Origin of the sequence: Flavobacterium sp. CG_9.1, from assembly GCF_015751645.1 — a bacterium.
Lineage (GTDB): Bacteria > Bacteroidota > Bacteroidia > Flavobacteriales > Flavobacteriaceae > Flavobacterium > Flavobacterium xanthum.
Genome location: NZ_JADOVC010000005.1, coordinates 24964 through 42016 on the forward strand (window position 1 = coordinate 24964; position 17053 = coordinate 42016).

Sequence of the window (17053 nt, forward strand, 5' to 3'; positions counted from 1 at the left end):
TAGTCGGTAATAGAAAGATTATGTGTACTTTTGCAGACGCAAATTAAAATTCAAATTTTAAAAAAATAAAAATGGCAAACATTAAGAATTTAAAAAAAGACATCAACTACGTTTTAGGAGATATTATTGAAGCAGTTTACTTGTTCGAAATTTCTACTACAGGAAAACCAACAACTGAAACAAATGGTTTAATCGACGAAGCTATCGCTGCTTTTGACGCTTTGATCACAAAAGTGAATGCAAAAAATGTAGAGGATAAAAAAGCACACTTCAAACAAATTAATGTTGAATTGGAACAAACTGCTAATCAATTGATTGCTAAAATCAACGAATTGTAGTCAAAAAAAACGCAAAAAAAGTTTGAATTTGTTTTGGAAAATAGAAATTCAGACTTATATTTGCACCCGTAATGAGTCGCCAGCGTAGCTCAGTTGGCTAGAGCAGCTGATTTGTAATCAGCAGGTCGTGGGTTCGAGTCCCTCCGCCGGCTCTTTAATAAAACCACCTAACTTTTGTTAGGTGGTTTTTTGTTTTAAGGAGTTAAATTAGTAATTGCCTCTTCTATTTATTGATATGTCATAATTTTTTTGTTAAATTTGAAATCTAACCTAAATATAAAATAATTATGGAAGAGCATTCAGTAATTGAAACTTTCGAAATGAAACTTAATGAGTCTGCGAAAGACTTTTTAAGGGAAACAGCAAAATGGGCCTATTTTTTATCCATTCTAGGATACATAGGAATTGGTTTTATTATTTTAGCTGCTTTGTTCGCGGGAACACTATTTTCTGCAATGGGGAAAATGAATCCTGCTATGGGAATGATGGGTTCCTCTTTTGGAATGGCGATGGCTGTCGTTTATTTGCTTATTGCAGCACTTTATTTCTTTCCAGTGTATTACTTGAATAAATTCGCATCTAATGCTAAAGCAGCTTTAAATACCAATGATTCTGAAACGTTGACTACTTCTTTTAGATATTTAAAATCACATTATAAGTTTATAGGGATAATGACTCTTGTTGTTTTCTCTCTTTATCTCTTAATGTTTGTGGGAATGATTATTGGAAGAATGGCTTTTAGCGTTTAAAGAGCTTTTTAGATCTAAGTAATAATGAGGTTTTATTAGGCGTATTCTAATTTCTTTACTACTTTATACAAAACAAAAAAATCATCTTGCAGAACAAGATGATTTTTTTGTTTTAATAGGTAACAGTAACAATTAGGAGTCTTTTATTTTTGCTTTTTAATAGAACTAACATATTCTGTAAGTTTTTTGCCATACAGAGATTGTGCTACTTTTGGAGACATTGATTTTTGAATCGTATCTAAATATTTGATGTTTATATCATAGATTTCGGATAACGCAATGTAAGGAGCTACCTCAAATTTTCTGTTATTTAGTGCAAAATTGGTAGCAAATAAGTACTTTCTTTTGATATTAGAATCTTGTTTGGCGCTTAAACTATCTATTTTTTGTGTGTTTTGGCTTTTGATGGCATTAAATTTTTGCTCGATCAAAGACAGATTTTCATCTGTGAAACGGGTATTGATTTTTTTATATTCTTCAAATATTTCTTGATTTTTGGACCCTTTTATTTTGGCGTCAGATAAATAACGATCCAAAGTTGTTTCAATAGTTATGGTTCCAGGCTCAGCAAAGAATGGTAAATTATTGTCCAAAGAATTAGTCACGCCTCTGTCTAAGAATAAATAAAGCATCTCAGGAGATTTTAGATCCAAATTACTTTCAAAAGAAGAGCTCCCATCGATATTGATGGTGTCGATAGCAACCAACGCTGTATCTACAATTCGTTGAATATACAACGTTCCTTTTTTTAATCCTTTAATATTTCCAGTAATATGTAAGTTGCCTTTTGATTCGTTTTTGTTACAAGCAGATAATAATAAAAGTGCAACGAATGCAATAATTGATTTTTTCATGGGAAAGTAAAATTTGTTTTTTTGGAGCATGACTTCGTAATTTTTTTATGATTTGTGCCGGAGCTTTTGAATTAAATCATGCCGATTTTAATAGTGTTTAGATTTGGCCGCAAAATAAAGAAAATTGTTGGAAAGAATTTAGATATAGTTCCAAATTTCACAAAAAAAATCCCAATCTATTGCTACATTGGGATTTCTCAATTTTATTTTGGGTTATGCTTTAAGCCAAGCCTCTTTTAAGGTCGTTTTTGTTGTATCAGTAGCATTTAGTCCTTCTTTCTCTTCATAAGGAAGTTTTACTTTGCCTTTAATCACTTGTTCTTTACCGTCTCGTTTTATTTTAATAGAGATCGAGTCATTTTCTTTCCAAGTTTGGCTGATAGTAATCATTTCGTAAATATTGTCCAAGGAGTATGATTTGTCATTGATGGATACTAAAATATCACCGCCTTTTATTCCTAAATTTTTATAAAAATCGTTTAATTCTATTGCTGGAATCACGATAATTTCTTTTGTTTTTTGGTCTACTGTAATGTAAGGAGTTTGTCCTTTTAGGAATACATTTCCAGGGACTTGCTTCATAGATTTTGTAACTCCTACTTTGGAGAGGTAGGTTTCATAAGGAATGGGAGTAGCTCCAGAAACATAAGTTGTTAAAAAAGTTCCCACCTCAGGATAGGTTAATGATGTAATTTTGGCGAAAAGCTCCTCATCATTAAAAGGTTTAGCAGCACCGTATTCAGTAGATAATTTTTGCATCAAATCAAGAATTCCTCTCTGACCGTTACTTTTTTCTCTAATGATGATATCTAGGCACATTCCTATAAGCGCTCCTTTTTCATAAACGTTCAAGTACTGCTCTTTATAAGGTTCTGTCAAAACATTAGCACTCATGGTTGTGAAGGGCATAGTGTCATTCATTGCATTTGCATGCTCAATTTTTTCTGACATGCGAGTGTAAAACTCTTGCTCGGTAATTAATCCTTGATTGATTTGAAAAAGATTAGCGAAATACTCCGTAACTCCTTCATACATCCATAAATGTTGTGACATTTTTGGCGTGTTGTAATCAAAATAATGAATTTCTTTAGAATGAATCGACAATGGAGTTACAATATGAAAAAATTCATGTGAAACAACATCTTGCATTGATTTTACCAACTCTGCTTTAGGCATCATTTCCGGTAAAACTACGGTAGTTGCCGTTGGGTGCTCTAAAGCTCCAAATCCTTTGGCGTCAGTAGGCGTCAGGCTTGATAAATACAATAAAACACTATATTTTTTTGTAGCGTTGATTTTTCCTAAAAACGTTTTCTGAGCCGTCATCATCGTTTTCATTTCTGGAGTTATACTTTCAGCAGTTACTTTTCCAGATGGGGAATACACACCAATTAAGATTTCCATACCATCCACTGTAAAAGTGGTGTAGTCCGGTTTAGCATACATAATTGGATTTTCGACCAATTCTGCGTACCGAGCTGTAGTAAATAAATCATTTGTAGTGCTTGAATCCATGTCGGTCATTGATGTAGCTCCCCAAAGTGTTTCCGGATGTGAAATACTTACAGTGTACGGAAGGTCTTTTTTATCTTGAAAATAGCCTACAAAACCATGCATGTTAAGCATGAAATTTTTACCTGCATCGATATTAGTTCCAGCTGGTGAAAAAATATCAATATTGCCAAAACCACTTCCTTTTTCAGTGTCAAAAGTATCGTTTACGAGGTAGGTGATTTTCGCTAATGTTTTCGCATTTTTGATGGTCCAAGTATTCTCATCTGTTTTGGTCGTTGAAAGTAAAGTGCCTTTGCTATCAAATGCTTTGAAATCTTCAATGTATTTCCCATAATCATCAATAGAGTAAGTCCCAGGTACAATTTTAGGAACGCTATAGGTTACTTCATCCAGGCTTATTTTAGGGGATGTAACGACAACCATAACCTTATCCTCTTTAACATTGTTTAAATCGATAGCAACAGCCACTTTTTCCATAGCTGGTTTTGACATCGTTGTGCCTGTTCCGGCAGTTTTGCAGCTCCAAAAAACGGAAGCAAATGCTAATGCAAAAAATATTCTTTTCATTGGTCGTGTTTTATTTTTAATTGTTAGACTCAGTTATGGAACAATTGTTACAAGGGAAAGCAATTTTTCAACCTTGTTTAAATGATTGTAGCGCAGTCCAAGTTGAGACTTAGTTTGTAAATGTCCGTTTCCAAAGTATCGGTATCTTTATCTTCACACAATAGAAATTCAATTTTTTCTTTGGAGTGCTTATATAATGTTAGGCCTTCGAATTTATGGCTATCACTGATTTTTTTTGTAAAATTAATTTTCATGGTTTTCAGATCAATGCTTCCAATAAGGCTTCCTAATACGTCACCATCTTCGTAAGTAGATGTCGTGTCTTCGGCTGTGGCCAAAAAATAAATGGTGTTTTCTACTAGAATTCCATCAGTGAAACTGCTTTGAACTCCCTTTATTGTTGGCAGTTGGTAGGCGTAAGATAGAACAGTAATTTGCTTGGTCAGTAGTTCTCCTTTTAGTTCGAAAAGAACATTTTTAGTAGAACTTCCATTTCCACGGTTGAATAAATACCAACTTTTACCATCGTAAATTGCACCTTCAATATTGAAATCTTCGGGTTTTATTTCTGCAGAATTTTGTAGAACTGCATACAGATCTGTAAGGTCATTTGTAGCTACTATTTTTTTATCAGCTGCATTAATTTGTACCATTTTGTTTCTTTTTTGGGTTGAACCCGAACCAAAAACGTAAATGCTTTCGCCAAAAGGCGTAATGGCTTCAAAATCTGGTTTTTCCTTTTTAAGAATGTTTTCGGATGGATTTTCCAGTAGTGGATGGCGCTTTAAATTTCGAGAATTCATATTATATTCGTAAAGATAGCTGCTGTTGTCACCGATAATCAGAAGTGAATTGTCTTTGTAGATCAGTCCCGATGCAGCGCCAATGCCGCTGATTTGAAATTGTTGTTCCAGTGTGAATTTTTCCATTGTGCGTGTTTTGAAAAAGAGTCCCTATTCCCGATCGTTTCTCTCTTTTGTTTTAAAAATGAAAAGATTCAAGTGTACAGCCGGAAAAGGCTTATTATAATTTATTATATTTGAGAGGTAAAGATAAATTATTTCTTATGAAGTCAATAAATCCCAATGATTTTAAAGTAGTCAACCCCATTGAATTGTCAAAATTACCAACCAATTTAGATATTGGTGCGAGTGATGATAAAAAAGAAGACAAGTTAGAAAACGTAAGCAGTAAATTGAGCGACTTACAGGACGTAATGTATGCGCACAATCGTTACGGTGTTTTGATTTGTTTGCAAGGAATGGATACCTCTGGAAAAGACAGTTTGATACGCGAAGTTTTTAAAGGATTCAATTCCCGTGGGGTAGTAGTGCATAGTTTTAAAACGCCTAATTCTGCAGAACTGGAACATGATTACTTATGGCGCCATTATTTGGCTTTGCCAGAAAAAGGAAAGTTTACTATTTTTAATAGGACCCATTATGAGAATGTTTTGGTTACGCGGGTACATCCTGAATACATCCTGAATGAAAATTTGCCTGGTATAGAAACTGTGGCGGATATTACACCTCAGTTTTGGGACAATCGCATGGAACAGATCAGAAATTTTGAGAAGCACATTACCCAAAATGGAGTTATCGTGTTGAAGTTCTTTTTGCATTTGAGCAAGGAAGAGCAAAGACAACGTTTGTTGCGGCGTTTAGAAGAGGGAAAACACAATTGGAAATTCTCTACGGGAGATTTAAAAGAAAGAGAACATTGGGATGAATACATGCAGCATTACGAAGAGGCAATAAATAATACGTCTACTGAAAAAGCACCTTGGTATGTTGTTCCCGCTGATGATAAGGAAATGGCACGTTATATTGTAGGTAAAATTATTTGGGAAGAAATGCAGCAACACAAGGATATCCAAGAGCCAAAAATGGATGAAAAAGTCAAAGCGAATATTGAAATGTATAAGGATATATTGAAAAAAGAGGTTTGATGTAATTAATTTTCGTACAAAAGTTACTAGAAGTTTATGATTCTATTATGATACGGTTAGGATGTAAATTTATTGTTTTTAGTGCTTTTAAAAACCGCCAACTGTTAGCTTTTTGTTAATGTTCAATTCATTCAGAGTTTAAATTCACAGCATTACTTTGCTTAAAATTTAAACAAACAACCAAAATGAAAAGAACTATTTTACCAATGTTATTTTTAGCATCATTATTCTCCTGTGAGAATGATTCTAAATCTTCTAGCCAAACAACGAGTGTTATTTTAGCAAATCAATCTGTAACTCCGGTGTTATTGAAAAAGCAATCAGGTTTTGAAAACGTAGAACTTTTTTCACTAATCACTTCAGATGATGTTTTGGCAGGAAGTCCAAATTTTGTTTTTGGAGGTTCTGCGGATGGATCAGGATTACTTAAAAATGCGGATGGGACTTTTACTTTTTTGGTCAATCACGAGGACAATTTTGCGGTATCAAGAGTCACTTTGGACCAAACATTCAAACCAACAAAAGGAGAATATTTATTGAATTCTAATGGAGGTACTTGGAGATTATGTGGCGCTACGATGGCAACTGTAGCTGAACATGGTTTTGGACCCTTATTTTTGACTTGTGGAGAATCTGGCGAGGAATCTCGTACGCATGGAATAAATCCTTTTGCAGATGTTGCATCAGCATCAGTGTCTAAGGAGTTACCTGCTTTAGGTAGGATTAGTGCTGAAAATGCTTTGCCATTAAAAGCGTCTGCCTTTGCGGGTAAAACTGTAATTGTAATTGGGGACGATGATTCAGGTACGTACGGAGGTCAAGTATTTATGTATGTTTCAAATACTGTTGGTGATTTAATAAATGGATCTCTGTACATGATGAAAAGAACAAACGACAATCAGAGAGAAAAAGATATGGTATTGAATCAGTCCTACGGTGTTTCTTTTGTGAAAATTGAAAACCATAGCACAATGACTGGAGCCGCTATCAACGCCGCTGTAAATACATTGAAAGGAATTAAATTTGGTAGAGTAGAGGACTTAGATTATAAAAAAGGTTCGGATGCAGGAGCGAGAGAAATTTACTTTAATGTTACAGGACAAAACACTACTGGAAATAATGCAGATGCTTCCAGAACAAAATATGGTAGAGTGTACAAACTGAATTTAGAGGTAAACAATCCTTTGGCTGGAACTCTTGAAGTACTTCTTGATGGCGATGATCGTACTGGAATTGCAGGAAAATTTCAAAATCCAGATAATATCTGCGTGACAAAAAACTATGTTTATGTTCAGGAAGATGCTAATGGCTATGGCGATGAAACACATGACGCTTACATTTATCAATACAATATGGCAACCAAACAGCTGAAAGTAGTGGTAGAGTTGGACCACCGTCGTACCGCTACTGATGCAGCCAAATATAATTTTGGAGGAATAAGTAAATTTGGAGATTGGGAATACGGAGCCATGATTGATGTTTCCGATCAATTAGGAATTGATGATACTTTTTTATTGAGTGTTCAACCTCATACTTGGAGAGGGACAAAGTATAAAGGAGTGGATGGAGGAACAAATCGTCCAAATGAAGATCAGGCAAGTCAAATCGTTTTGATCAAAGGATTAGCTCGATAAATACCAATGAAATAATTGCAAGTAGCCACGGTTTCAATTTTTAAGAACCGTGGTTTTTGCTATTTATAATTTTTTAAATTACTCCCCTTTATCATGAAAAATAGTTGTATTTTATTGGTTCTTATCGTATTGGTCTCTTGCCAAAAAACAATTCCGAAGCATGAATCGGTAAATAATATATACAAAGCCGACATTCTAAAAGTCGTAGAAGAGGTTTCTAAACTGGAACGTTTAATTAAGTCGAATACTGCAACAGCAGCACTCCAACAACAATTTTTGCAGGCACACTCTAGTTACAAACAAGTAGAAATAATTAGTGAATATTATTTTCCTGCAGTTGCCAAAGCTATAAATGGGCCAGCCTTAGCAGAATTTGAAGAAAATGATAAAAAGACATTGCCTGCTGAAGGATTTCAAGTGATTGAAGAATTTATTTTTCCCGAGTATAATGCAAAGTTAAAAGCCGAATTGCTAACGGAAATGGGTATTCTATCAGCAAACTTAAAGCGCTTGGTCAAAGTGTCACAAACAAATGAATTCACAGATGCGCATGTTTTTGATGCGATGCGTTTGGAAGTTTTTAGAGTCATAACGCTGGGAATAACTGGATTTGATTCCCCTATTGCGCAACAATCCATTCCGGAAGCACAAGTAGCGCTAGAAAGTATTGAAAAATATTATAAAATTTATGCAGCTAATTCACAGGATGCATCTTTGCAGCAGGTTTTAACTACACTGGAAGTAGGAAAGCGATATTTAAAAGACAATTCCTCTTTTAATTCCTTTGATCGTGCTTTTTTTATTCGCAAAATTGCTAATCCGTTAAGCATTGGTTTACATAAAACGCAAGTCAGCTTAAAAATTCCGTTCTTGAAAGAGACAAGAGGACTAAGAACTAGCGCAAAAACACTTTTTGATGCAAATGCCTTTGACGTAGAGGCTTTCTCTGCATTTCCAGATTATGAAACAACGTCAGATAAAATAGCCTTAGGGAAATTATTGTTTAATGATCCTGTTTTGTCAGGAGATAATTCTCGTGCTTGTGCTTCGTGTCATCATTCAGAAAAAGCATTTACGGATGGTTTGGAAAAAGCCATTTCATTGGATGGTAAATCTTTAGTAAAAAGAAATACACCCACACTGACTCATATTGCATTTCAACGCGTATTTTTCTATGATTCTAGAGTCAATTATCTGGAAGACCAAGCGGTAGCGGTTATTAAAAATGAAAATGAAATGCACGGCTCTTTGGTACAATCAGTTTTAGCTCTAAAAAATAAAGTGAGTTATGTTACGAGGTTCCAAAAGGCATTTCCCAATAAAGAAATAGATGAATTTGGGATCAAGAACGCATTGGCGTCCTACATCAGATCGTTGAGTAAATATGATGCTAAGTTTGATGCCTATATGCTTGATAATGAAAAGTTTGATTGGAATGAAGTTGCAGGTTTTAATTTGTTTGCCGGAAAAGCAAAATGCGCCACATGCCATTTTATTCCCTTAACAAACGGAACGGTACCGCCGAGTTTTATGAAATCAGAAAGTGAAGTTTTGGGAGTTCCAAACCACTACAAAAAATTAGATACTGATTTAGGAAAATTTGATTTAACTAAAGCGGAGATTCATCGCAATTCTTTCAAAACACCAACGTTAAGAAACGTGGAATTGACTGCGCCATACATGCACAACGGTGTTTTCAAAACACTAGAAGAAGTAATTGATTTTTATAATGATGGCGGCGGGAACGGGTTGGGTTTTAATTTACCAAATCAAACATTGCCCGAGGACAAACTCAATTTGACAGACTTAGAAAAAAAACAACTCATAGCCTTTATGCGAACCTTGACAGATAAAAAGTATTCGTTGTAATAAACAAAAAATGCCCTGAAATTTCAGGGCATTTTTTATATCTAATTCAAAGTAGGATTATAGTTTGAAACCATAAGCTAAACGAACACCTACTTGTCCAACTCCTTTACCAAGAGAACCATTATTGTTTAGACGATCAAAATGACTGTAATGTGTATAGTTCAAAGAAACATCTATGTACTTAGTTGCGTAACCTATACTTGGGGATAACAATAAAGAAGTTTTCTCTCTAGTATTATCTACATTACTTACTGCAAATGCAGCACCAGCTTCTCCCATTAAGTAAAATTGATCATTCCATACAAAAGCTTTAAAACCCGCTTTTGCTGGGATAATCCCTAAATCTTTTCCTTCTGTTTGTCCAGGAAAAGCATCCGCTTTGCTGACAAATAAGTTAGTGTAACCTGTAGTCAAAGTCAAAGAGTATCTTTTTGATAAATCATATTGTCCTCTTACATCAGCTCCAAGTGCTAATTTGTATGGGTCATGTACTGAGTATCCAGCATTTGCACCAAATCCTAAACGAAATCCTTGATCGTAATTTGTTGCTTCATTTGTTGTTTCTTGAGCTTCTACATTGCTAGCAAACATCATTGAGATTGTAAGTGCTAGTGCGAATTTAATTTTTCCTGCGATTTTCATAATTGTATTTTTTTAATATTTTCGTTGTTTTTAGGGGTTTTGTTTGGCTAAAAACAACATTGCAAAAGTAAGACTGTAAGTTTTTCAAAAGTTATAGAATTAAGTTGTTTTGTTATAGAATTCCTTGTTTTTGCAGGTAGCAGAATAAAATAAATACGTTATATATCCAATTGTATGGATGCAATTGAAAGCTTCTAATTATATTTGCCAACAAAAAAGCGAAAAGTGAATTTTTCTATATACTTCAAAGAGTTTTCTTATAATATTAAATTAGCCTATCCTGTTATTTTAGGAATGTTAGGGCATACTTTAATAGGAATCGTTGATAATTTTATGGTTGGTAAATTGGGTTCTACCGAGTTGGCGGCTGTTTCGTTAGGTAACAGTTTCATCTTTATAGCTTTGTCTATAGGAATTGGGTTTTCTACAGCAATCACACCATTAGTTGCAGAAGCAGATGCGGAGAGAGATGATCAAAAAATCCGAACTACTTTTCATCATGGACTGCTTTTGTGCACGGTATTAGGCATTGCATTATTTATTTTGACGGTGCTTTCCAAACAAATTATGTATTTGATGCAACAACCCAAAGAAGTGGCTGACTTGGCGGCGCCTTATATTGATTGGGTGGCCTTTTCTTTAATTCCTGTAATCATTTATCAAGGTTACAAGCAATTTGCGGATGGATTAGCGAAAACTAAATATTCTATGTACGCTATATTATTAGCGAATGTGGTACATATCTTTTTTAATTATGTATTGATTTACGGAATTTGGATTTTTCCAAAATTAGGTATTTTAGGTGCGGCTTTGGGTACTGTAATTTCCCGAATAATGATGGTTGTTTTTATGCATTATCTCATGAAAAATAATTCCGTCATGAAAAAATATTTTAAGAACTTTAGCTTTAAAGAAATTCGCAAATCAATTTTGAAGAAAATTATCGATCTTGGTTTGCCTTCAGCCATGCAAATGTTATTTGAAGTAACCTTGTTTACTGCTGCAATTTGGCTCTCTGGTTCTTTAGGTAAAAATAGCCAGGCAGCCAATCAAATTGCGCTTATTTTAGCCTCGTCAACCTTTATGGTTGCGATGGGATTAAGTGTTACGGCAATGATTCGGGTCAGTCATACTAAAGGAATGAATGATTATGAAAAATTGATTGTTGTTGCTCGATCTATTTTCTTGTTAGCCATAATTCTGGAAACTTTATTTGCGATCATCTTTGTGGTTTTTCATCAATTTTTGCCCCATCTGTTTTTAAATATGGACGATCCGAGTCAAGTGCTAGATAATTCAGAAATTATTATAATCACTTCTAAGTTACTTTTGGTAGCTGCCATTTTTCAAATTTCCGATGGGATTCAAGTTGTTGTTTTGGGAGCTTTACGGGGTTTACAAGATGTAAAAATTCCCATGTACATTACCTTCGTTTCCTACTGGGTTATCGGTTTTCCGATTTCATATTATTTAGGGAAGTTTACGGAACTAAAAGCTGTTGGAATTTGGATTGGACTTTTGGCAGGATTGACTGCTGCCGCTTTATTTTTGTATATTCGCTTTGCGCGATTGACAAGAATGTTGGTGGTTCAAAACGAAAAAAAATAAAATAACTAAATTACTTAAATAATCAAATTCATGGAATTACCAAAATTTTTACTAGGCGACAATACTGATTTTCCAGAGGATATTTTTATCATCCATCTTGATTATCCTCGTTTTATTATCAATCTGAAGGATGATGAGGTAGAGTTTATCGAAGAAGCCGAAGATCTTGATGAAGGCGAATTAAATGCGGAATTGGAAGGGCTTATTGTTCTTGCAAACGAATTCTACGATCGAGAAATGGAACGTTACGAGAAAGAGTAAACTTTATGGAAAGGGACAATTGTAATAGATATTAGTTCCTGTTTTTTGTGCAACTAATAAAATTTAGGTAGAAATGAAAAATATATTTATGTATGTCATGTTTGTTTTTGGGACGATGCTAATTATCACTGGGATTTTTAACTTTTTACCATTTGAAATTAAATCGAATACGAACTTTGGAAATGCTTATAATTTAGGACATAGTGTAGGATATATTATTGGTAAATTTATCAAAATTATTTTAGGACTTCTGATGTTAAAATATGGATACGAAACCTATTTAGAACTAAAGATCAAAGGATAAAATACTAGTCTTTTTTAAAATATTTTTCCAGCAAAAACTGAGCGGCTGCAAAGGGTGAAATTTCATCATTTTGCACCGCTTTTTTGGTTGAATCCAATGATTTTTGAATTTCCGGATTGCTGTAAAAATTGGTTTTCAATTGCTCGTTTATCGTTTCTAACATCCAATATTGATTCTGTTCTTTTCGCTTTTCAAAGAAGTAATTATTTCCTTTTGTCAATTCAATAAATTTTTCAATAGTTTCCCAAACCACAGGTATTCCTTCGTGTGTAACAGAACTGCAAGTTGAGGTTGTAGGCGTCCAACCGGATTTTTTAGCTGGAAAAAGATGCAATGCTCTATTGAATTCCATTTTAGCAAATTGTGCTTTTTTAATGTTATCGCCATCCGCTTTGTTGATTACAATTGCATCTGCCATTTCCATAATACCTCGTTTAATGCCTTGTAATTCGTCCCCAGCACCGGATATTTTCAATAACAAAAAGAAATCTACCATGCTGTGAACGGCAGTTTCACTTTGACCTACTCCCACGGTTTCAATGATAATAGTGTCAAAGCCACAAGCCTCACAAAGGGTAATACTTTCGCGGGTTTTTCGTGCGACACCCCCTAATGTGTCTCCTGAAGCGGATGGTCGGATATAGGCGTTTTTGTCTTTAACTAATTCTTCCATTCGTGTCTTATCACCCAAAATACTCCCATGGCTTATCGTACTGCTGGGATCAACGGCAAGAACCGCCACTTTTTTTCCTAACCCCGTCAAGAATTTTCCAAAAGCTTCGATAAACGTGCTTTTTCCTACGCCTGGAACACCAGTAATTCCTATTCGTACCGATTGGCTAGCATGCGGTAAACACGCATTAATTACTTCAGTGGCTTTTGCCAAATGAGTGCCATTCGTACTTTCTACCAATGTAATCGCGCGACTTAAAGCGGTTATGTTTCCTGCTAAAATACCTTCAACTAATGCTGCCGCTGAGGGTTGTATTTTTCTAAAGTGCTGGATGTTCTCAACAGCGGTTGCGCTAATCATTTCTGGCCTAGGAATTCCTGCTTTTTCGTGTAAGGCGCTAGGGTGGGATTTTTTGTTTGACAAAACGTGTGATTTGAAAAGTAAAAGTAGTGAAAACAAAAATAGTTTCAAAAAGGATTTCTCTAAGAAACCGTTACTTTGTGTTGAAAAATTTAAATTAGTATAGCGTTTGCGCTGTTTAGTCCTGTTTCTGATATTTTTTTGCAATAAATCGAACGTATTTAGCAGATTTAATTCACGCCGTTTTATTTTTAATGCTTGATTTTTAATTTTTATATGTTGTAAAACTTGGTAAGAAGGTTTTTTACTTTATCAATAAAAAAAGCACCTAGTGTTATAGTAGTTAAAACCCGTTGGGTGTAATTAGTTTTTGATGGTAATTTTTCGTCAGTTCGAGTATTTTTCGGTAGAAAAATGTATCGAGAACAATAAAAGTTTCATTAAAAACGGTTCTTGATACACGTCACTTCAAGTAGCGGAGCGTATCGAGAAGTTTTGTTCCGTTTTACTTCACAAAAAACACTCGAACAGACGTTTTGAATAATTGCACGCAACAGGTTAGATAAAATGTATTTCTATCTTTTGGTTAAAATTATAATTTATAAATTTCTTTATTCCGGAACTGAATTTAAATGGTATTTTTACAATCAATTCTTCGCCATGAGCAACTTTATTTTAATCTTCGTTTTTTTGTTTTTAGGTATTATTTTCCAAAATATTAAAGGATTTCCCGTTCCTATTTACAAGTTGTTAAACAAGATAGTTATTTACGTTTGTCTTCCTGCTTTAGCCTTATATTATATTCCAAAAATTGAGTGGAGTAACGAATTGTTATTTCCTATTGGAGTTGCTTGGATTACTTTTGCTGGTGCCTACTTCTTGTTTAGTTTTTTGGGAAAAAAATTCGGCTGGTCCAGAAAACTCATCGGCTGTTTAATTATTACCGCTGGTTTAGGGAATACTTCCTTTTTAGGCTTTCCCATAATTGAGGCTTTATATGGTGAAGAGGGCTTAAAAACAGCTATTTTAGTTGATCAACCGGGTTCGTTTGTCGTGCTTTCCACTTTAGGAATTTTAGTAGCCACGTTGTATTCTACAGGAACGACAAACGGTTTTCATATCGCCAAAAAAATCATGTTCTTTCCGCCTTTTATAACCTTTCTTGGCGCCTGTTTAATGAATTATCTGAATTTTGATTTTCACGAATACGTTCAATATGTATTGCAGAAAACGGGAAGTGTTATGACTCCTCTGGCGATGCTCTCTGTAGGTTTACAATTGAAGTTTGATAGAAGAAGCCAACATTGGAAGTTTTTAGGATTAGGACTTTTATATAAATTAATGTTGACTCCTGCACTGCTTTATTTATTGTATGTCGTAATTTTGCAGCAACATTCAAAGATGATTGAGGTTGCCATTATGGAGTCAGCTATGGCTCCCATGATTACAGCAAGTATCTTAGCGACTTCTCATGGTTTAAAACCGCGGTTAAGTAGTATGATGATTGGTTTTGGAATTCCACTGTCATTTATCACCTTGGTGTTTTGGTATTTTGTGCTTCAAATTTAAAGCCGATTTAAGCCATTAATAATTAATAGTTTTAGTAAAAAAATGAATATATCCTCTGATAACGCTGCACCAATTGAAAGAGCGCCTGTCGCTCAGCAAACCGTTTATTCCATATTATTTTCGATAGCATTTGCCCATTTACTCAATGATTTACTGCAAGCTGTTATCCCTGCGGCATATCCTATTTTAAAGGAAAACTTTCAGTTGACGTTTACCCAAATTGGATTAATTACGTTAGCCTATCAATTGGCGGCCTCTATTTTGCAGCCTGTGGTTGGTTTATACACGGATAAAAGACCAAAGCCTTTTTCTCAGATTTTTGGAATGCTATTTACTTTATCTGGAATTGTTTGCTTATCCTACGCTTCCAGTTTTGAAACGATTATTGTTTCAGTAGTTTTGGTTGGAATTGGTTCTTCCATTTTTCATCCTGAAGCATCGCGGATCTCCTTTTTGGCCTCAGGTGGCAAACGTGGTTTAGCACAATCCATTTTTCAATTAGGAGGTAATGCTGGGACCGCAATAGGACCGTTGTTAGTCGCCTTAATTGTGGTTCCTAACTCCCAATATTATATTATTTGGTTCGTGGTTGTTGCGCTGATTGGCTTGCTTGTTTTGAGTAGAATTGCGCTTTGGTACCAAAACCATCTGAGTTTAAGAAGCACTAAAAAAGCAGTAATCGACTTGCCTAATTTATCGCCAAAAACCATAAAGATTTCGGTTGCAATTCTGATGGTCTTAATCTTTTCGAAATTCTTCTATATGGCAAGTATGTCTAGTTACTTTACTTTTTACTTGATGGAAAAATTTAATTTGTCTGTTCAGGAAGCCCAATTTCATTTGGTTTTGTTTTTGGCTTCTTGTGCTATTGGAACCTTAATTGGAGGGCCGTTAGGGGATAAATTTGGAAGGAAATACGTAATATGGTTTTCAGTATTGGGAGCTGCTCCTTTTACTCTGCTGTTGCCGTATGTCGATTTGTTTTGGACAGGGGTTTTGTCAGTCATAATAGGAACGATTATTTCATCTGCATTTCCTGCGATCTTGGTCTTTGCGCAAGAATTATTGCCTAAAAAATTAGGTATGGTCTCTGGCCTTTTCTATGGTTTCGCTTTTGGAATGGGAGGTTTGGGCTCTGCATTATTGGGAAATCTTGCGGATCATACTAGCATAAATTATGTTTACCACCTGTGTGCGTACTTGCCTTTGATAGGAGGTATCGCCTTCTTTTTGCCTAATCTAAAGAAAAAATAGAACTGTAATGTGTTTTTCAGGAGTTCTTTCCGACTAAACAGTATATTTTGTTAAACATTCTTTCTTCATCTGAATGGTAAACAAAAATTGGTCCGTTTATCAATAGTAAGTTATTTGGCATTCTTATGGTCAAATTTGGAGAGGGTCATTTTGTGATTTTGGTAATAATTTAGTACAATCTTAAGATAAATTTTCTTCTTTATTACTTTTATTTCAATAACTTACAATGTTACTAATCAATAAAAAAAAACGAGTATGGCAACAGTACGATTAGGCGATATTGCTCCTGATTTTGAAGCAGAAACGTCACAAGGAAAAATAAAATTTCATGAATGGCTTGGAGACTCGTGGGGCGTTTTGTTCTCACATCCAGCTGATTTTACACCAGTCTGTACCACTGAATTGGGAACCGTAGCCAATTATTATCCTGAATTTGAAAAGAGGGATGTAAAAGTTATCGCCTTGAGCGTGGACGGTGTAGATTCACACATGGAATGGATCAAAGATATCAATGAAACTCAAAATACGACAGTAAATTTCCCTATTATTGCGGATGAAGACAAACGAATTGCAGCATTATATGATATGATTCACCCTAATGCAAGTGAAAGTTTTACAGTGCGTTCCGTTTTTATAATTGGGCCTGACAAAAAAGTAAAATTGACCTTAACCTATCCGGCATCTACAGGTAGAAATTTTGATGAAATTCTGCGTGTAATCGATAGTCTACAGTTAACGGCTAAATATAGCGTGGCAACACCAGCCAACTGGAAAGATGGAGATAATGTAGTGATTTCAACTGCTATTAAAGATGAAGATATTGCAGCAAAGTTTCCAAAAGGCTATGAAAGGGTTAAACCGTATTTAAGGATGACGCCACAGCCTAATAAATAATAATTTACCGCGCT

16 protein-coding genes and 1 tRNA gene are annotated in these 17053 nt (G+C 34.8%); 12 read left to right on the forward strand and 5 right to left on the reverse strand.

What is annotated here, in order from left to right; genetic code table 11:
* Window positions 1-71 precede the first annotated feature (71 nt).
* The 3 genes from IWX83_RS04055 to IWX83_RS04065 all read left to right on the forward strand — a co-directional run bounded on the left by IWX83_RS04055 (window position 72) and on the right by IWX83_RS04065 (window position 1087).
* Window positions 72-338 carry a hypothetical protein gene (locus IWX83_RS04055; RefSeq protein WP_091257270.1) on the forward strand — a complete coding sequence of 89 codons (267 nt, stop codon included), beginning with the start codon at window positions 72-74 and terminating at the stop codon, window positions 336-338.
* A gap of 78 nt (window positions 339-416) precedes the next feature.
* A tRNA-Thr gene (locus tag IWX83_RS04060) sits at window positions 417-490 on the forward strand.
* 135 nt (window positions 491-625) lie between these two features.
* The gene (locus IWX83_RS04065; RefSeq protein WP_073354390.1) at window positions 626-1087 is read left to right on the forward strand and encodes a DUF5362 family protein; all 462 of its coding nucleotides are present in this window, start codon (window positions 626-628) and stop codon (window positions 1085-1087) included.
* A 143-nt stretch (window positions 1088-1230) separates the two neighbouring features.
* On the opposite strand, the gene IWX83_RS04070 is transcribed toward IWX83_RS04065, so the two are convergent.
* From IWX83_RS04070 to IWX83_RS04080, 3 genes are all read right to left on the reverse strand, one after another.
* Window positions 1231-1941, reverse strand: a complete 711-nt coding sequence (locus IWX83_RS04070) for a DUF4369 domain-containing protein (RefSeq protein ID WP_196827834.1) — start codon at window positions 1939-1941, stop codon at window positions 1231-1233.
* A 213-nt stretch (window positions 1942-2154) separates the two neighbouring features.
* On the reverse strand, window positions 2155-4023 hold the full coding sequence (locus IWX83_RS04075; RefSeq protein ID WP_196827836.1) for a peptidase M61: 1869 nt from the start codon (window positions 4021-4023) through the stop codon (window positions 2155-2157).
* Window positions 4024-4100: 77 nt separating this feature from the next.
* On the reverse strand, window positions 4101-4952 hold the full coding sequence (locus tag IWX83_RS04080; protein ID WP_073354395.1) for a hypothetical protein: 852 nt from the start codon (window positions 4950-4952) through the stop codon (window positions 4101-4103).
* A 137-nt stretch (window positions 4953-5089) separates the two neighbouring features.
* Here IWX83_RS04080 and IWX83_RS04085 point away from each other — a divergent pair, with 137 nt between their 5' ends.
* The 3 genes from IWX83_RS04085 to IWX83_RS04095 all read left to right on the forward strand — a co-directional run bounded on the left by IWX83_RS04085 (window position 5090) and on the right by IWX83_RS04095 (window position 9474).
* A complete protein-coding gene (locus IWX83_RS04085; protein WP_073354397.1) occupies window positions 5090-5971 on the forward strand; it encodes a PPK2 family polyphosphate kinase in 882 nt (293 codons plus the stop codon).
* 185 nt (window positions 5972-6156) lie between these two features.
* Window positions 6157-7605, forward strand: coding sequence for a hypothetical protein (locus IWX83_RS04090; protein ID WP_196827838.1), 1449 nt, complete (start codon window positions 6157-6159; stop codon window positions 7603-7605).
* A gap of 93 nt (window positions 7606-7698) precedes the next feature.
* Window positions 7699-9474: a cytochrome-c peroxidase gene (locus tag IWX83_RS04095; protein WP_196827840.1), complete on the forward strand. Its 1776-nt coding sequence runs from the start codon at window positions 7699-7701 to the stop codon at window positions 9472-9474.
* Between the two features lie 57 nt (window positions 9475-9531).
* Here the strand turns inward: IWX83_RS04095 and IWX83_RS04100 are convergent, their stop codons facing one another.
* On the reverse strand, window positions 9532-10116 hold the full coding sequence (locus IWX83_RS04100; RefSeq protein ID WP_073355723.1) for a hypothetical protein: 585 nt from the start codon (window positions 10114-10116) through the stop codon (window positions 9532-9534).
* A 225-nt stretch (window positions 10117-10341) separates the two neighbouring features.
* Here IWX83_RS04100 and IWX83_RS04105 point away from each other — a divergent pair, with 225 nt between their 5' ends.
* The 3 genes from IWX83_RS04105 to IWX83_RS04115 all read left to right on the forward strand — a co-directional run bounded on the left by IWX83_RS04105 (window position 10342) and on the right by IWX83_RS04115 (window position 12289).
* The gene (locus tag IWX83_RS04105; RefSeq protein WP_196827842.1) at window positions 10342-11724 is read left to right on the forward strand and encodes an MATE family efflux transporter; all 1383 of its coding nucleotides are present in this window, start codon (window positions 10342-10344) and stop codon (window positions 11722-11724) included.
* Between the two features lie 30 nt (window positions 11725-11754).
* Window positions 11755-11985 (forward strand): hypothetical protein, encoded by a 231-nt coding sequence (locus IWX83_RS04110; RefSeq protein WP_066082618.1) that lies wholly within the window; start codon window positions 11755-11757, stop codon window positions 11983-11985.
* 73 nt (window positions 11986-12058) lie between these two features.
* Complete coding sequence (locus IWX83_RS04115) at window positions 12059-12289, forward strand: hypothetical protein (protein WP_196827844.1); 231 nt, start codon at window positions 12059-12061, stop codon at window positions 12287-12289.
* A gap of 4 nt (window positions 12290-12293) precedes the next feature.
* Here the strand turns inward: IWX83_RS04115 and meaB are convergent, their stop codons facing one another.
* A complete protein-coding gene (meaB, locus tag IWX83_RS04120; protein ID WP_231379802.1) occupies window positions 12294-13385 on the reverse strand; it encodes a methylmalonyl Co-A mutase-associated GTPase MeaB in 1092 nt (363 codons plus the stop codon).
* A 597-nt stretch (window positions 13386-13982) separates the two neighbouring features.
* Here meaB and IWX83_RS04125 point away from each other — a divergent pair.
* The 3 genes from IWX83_RS04125 to IWX83_RS04135 all read left to right on the forward strand — a co-directional run bounded on the left by IWX83_RS04125 (window position 13983) and on the right by IWX83_RS04135 (window position 17039).
* Complete coding sequence (locus tag IWX83_RS04125) at window positions 13983-14891, forward strand: AEC family transporter (protein WP_196827846.1); 909 nt, start codon at window positions 13983-13985, stop codon at window positions 14889-14891.
* 42 nt (window positions 14892-14933) lie between these two features.
* Window positions 14934-16145 carry an MFS transporter gene (locus IWX83_RS04130; RefSeq protein WP_196827848.1) on the forward strand — a complete coding sequence of 404 codons (1212 nt, stop codon included), beginning with the start codon at window positions 14934-14936 and terminating at the stop codon, window positions 16143-16145.
* A gap of 255 nt (window positions 16146-16400) precedes the next feature.
* Window positions 16401-17039 (forward strand): peroxiredoxin, encoded by a 639-nt coding sequence (locus IWX83_RS04135; protein WP_196827850.1) that lies wholly within the window; start codon window positions 16401-16403, stop codon window positions 17037-17039.
* Window positions 17040-17053 lie beyond the last annotated feature (14 nt).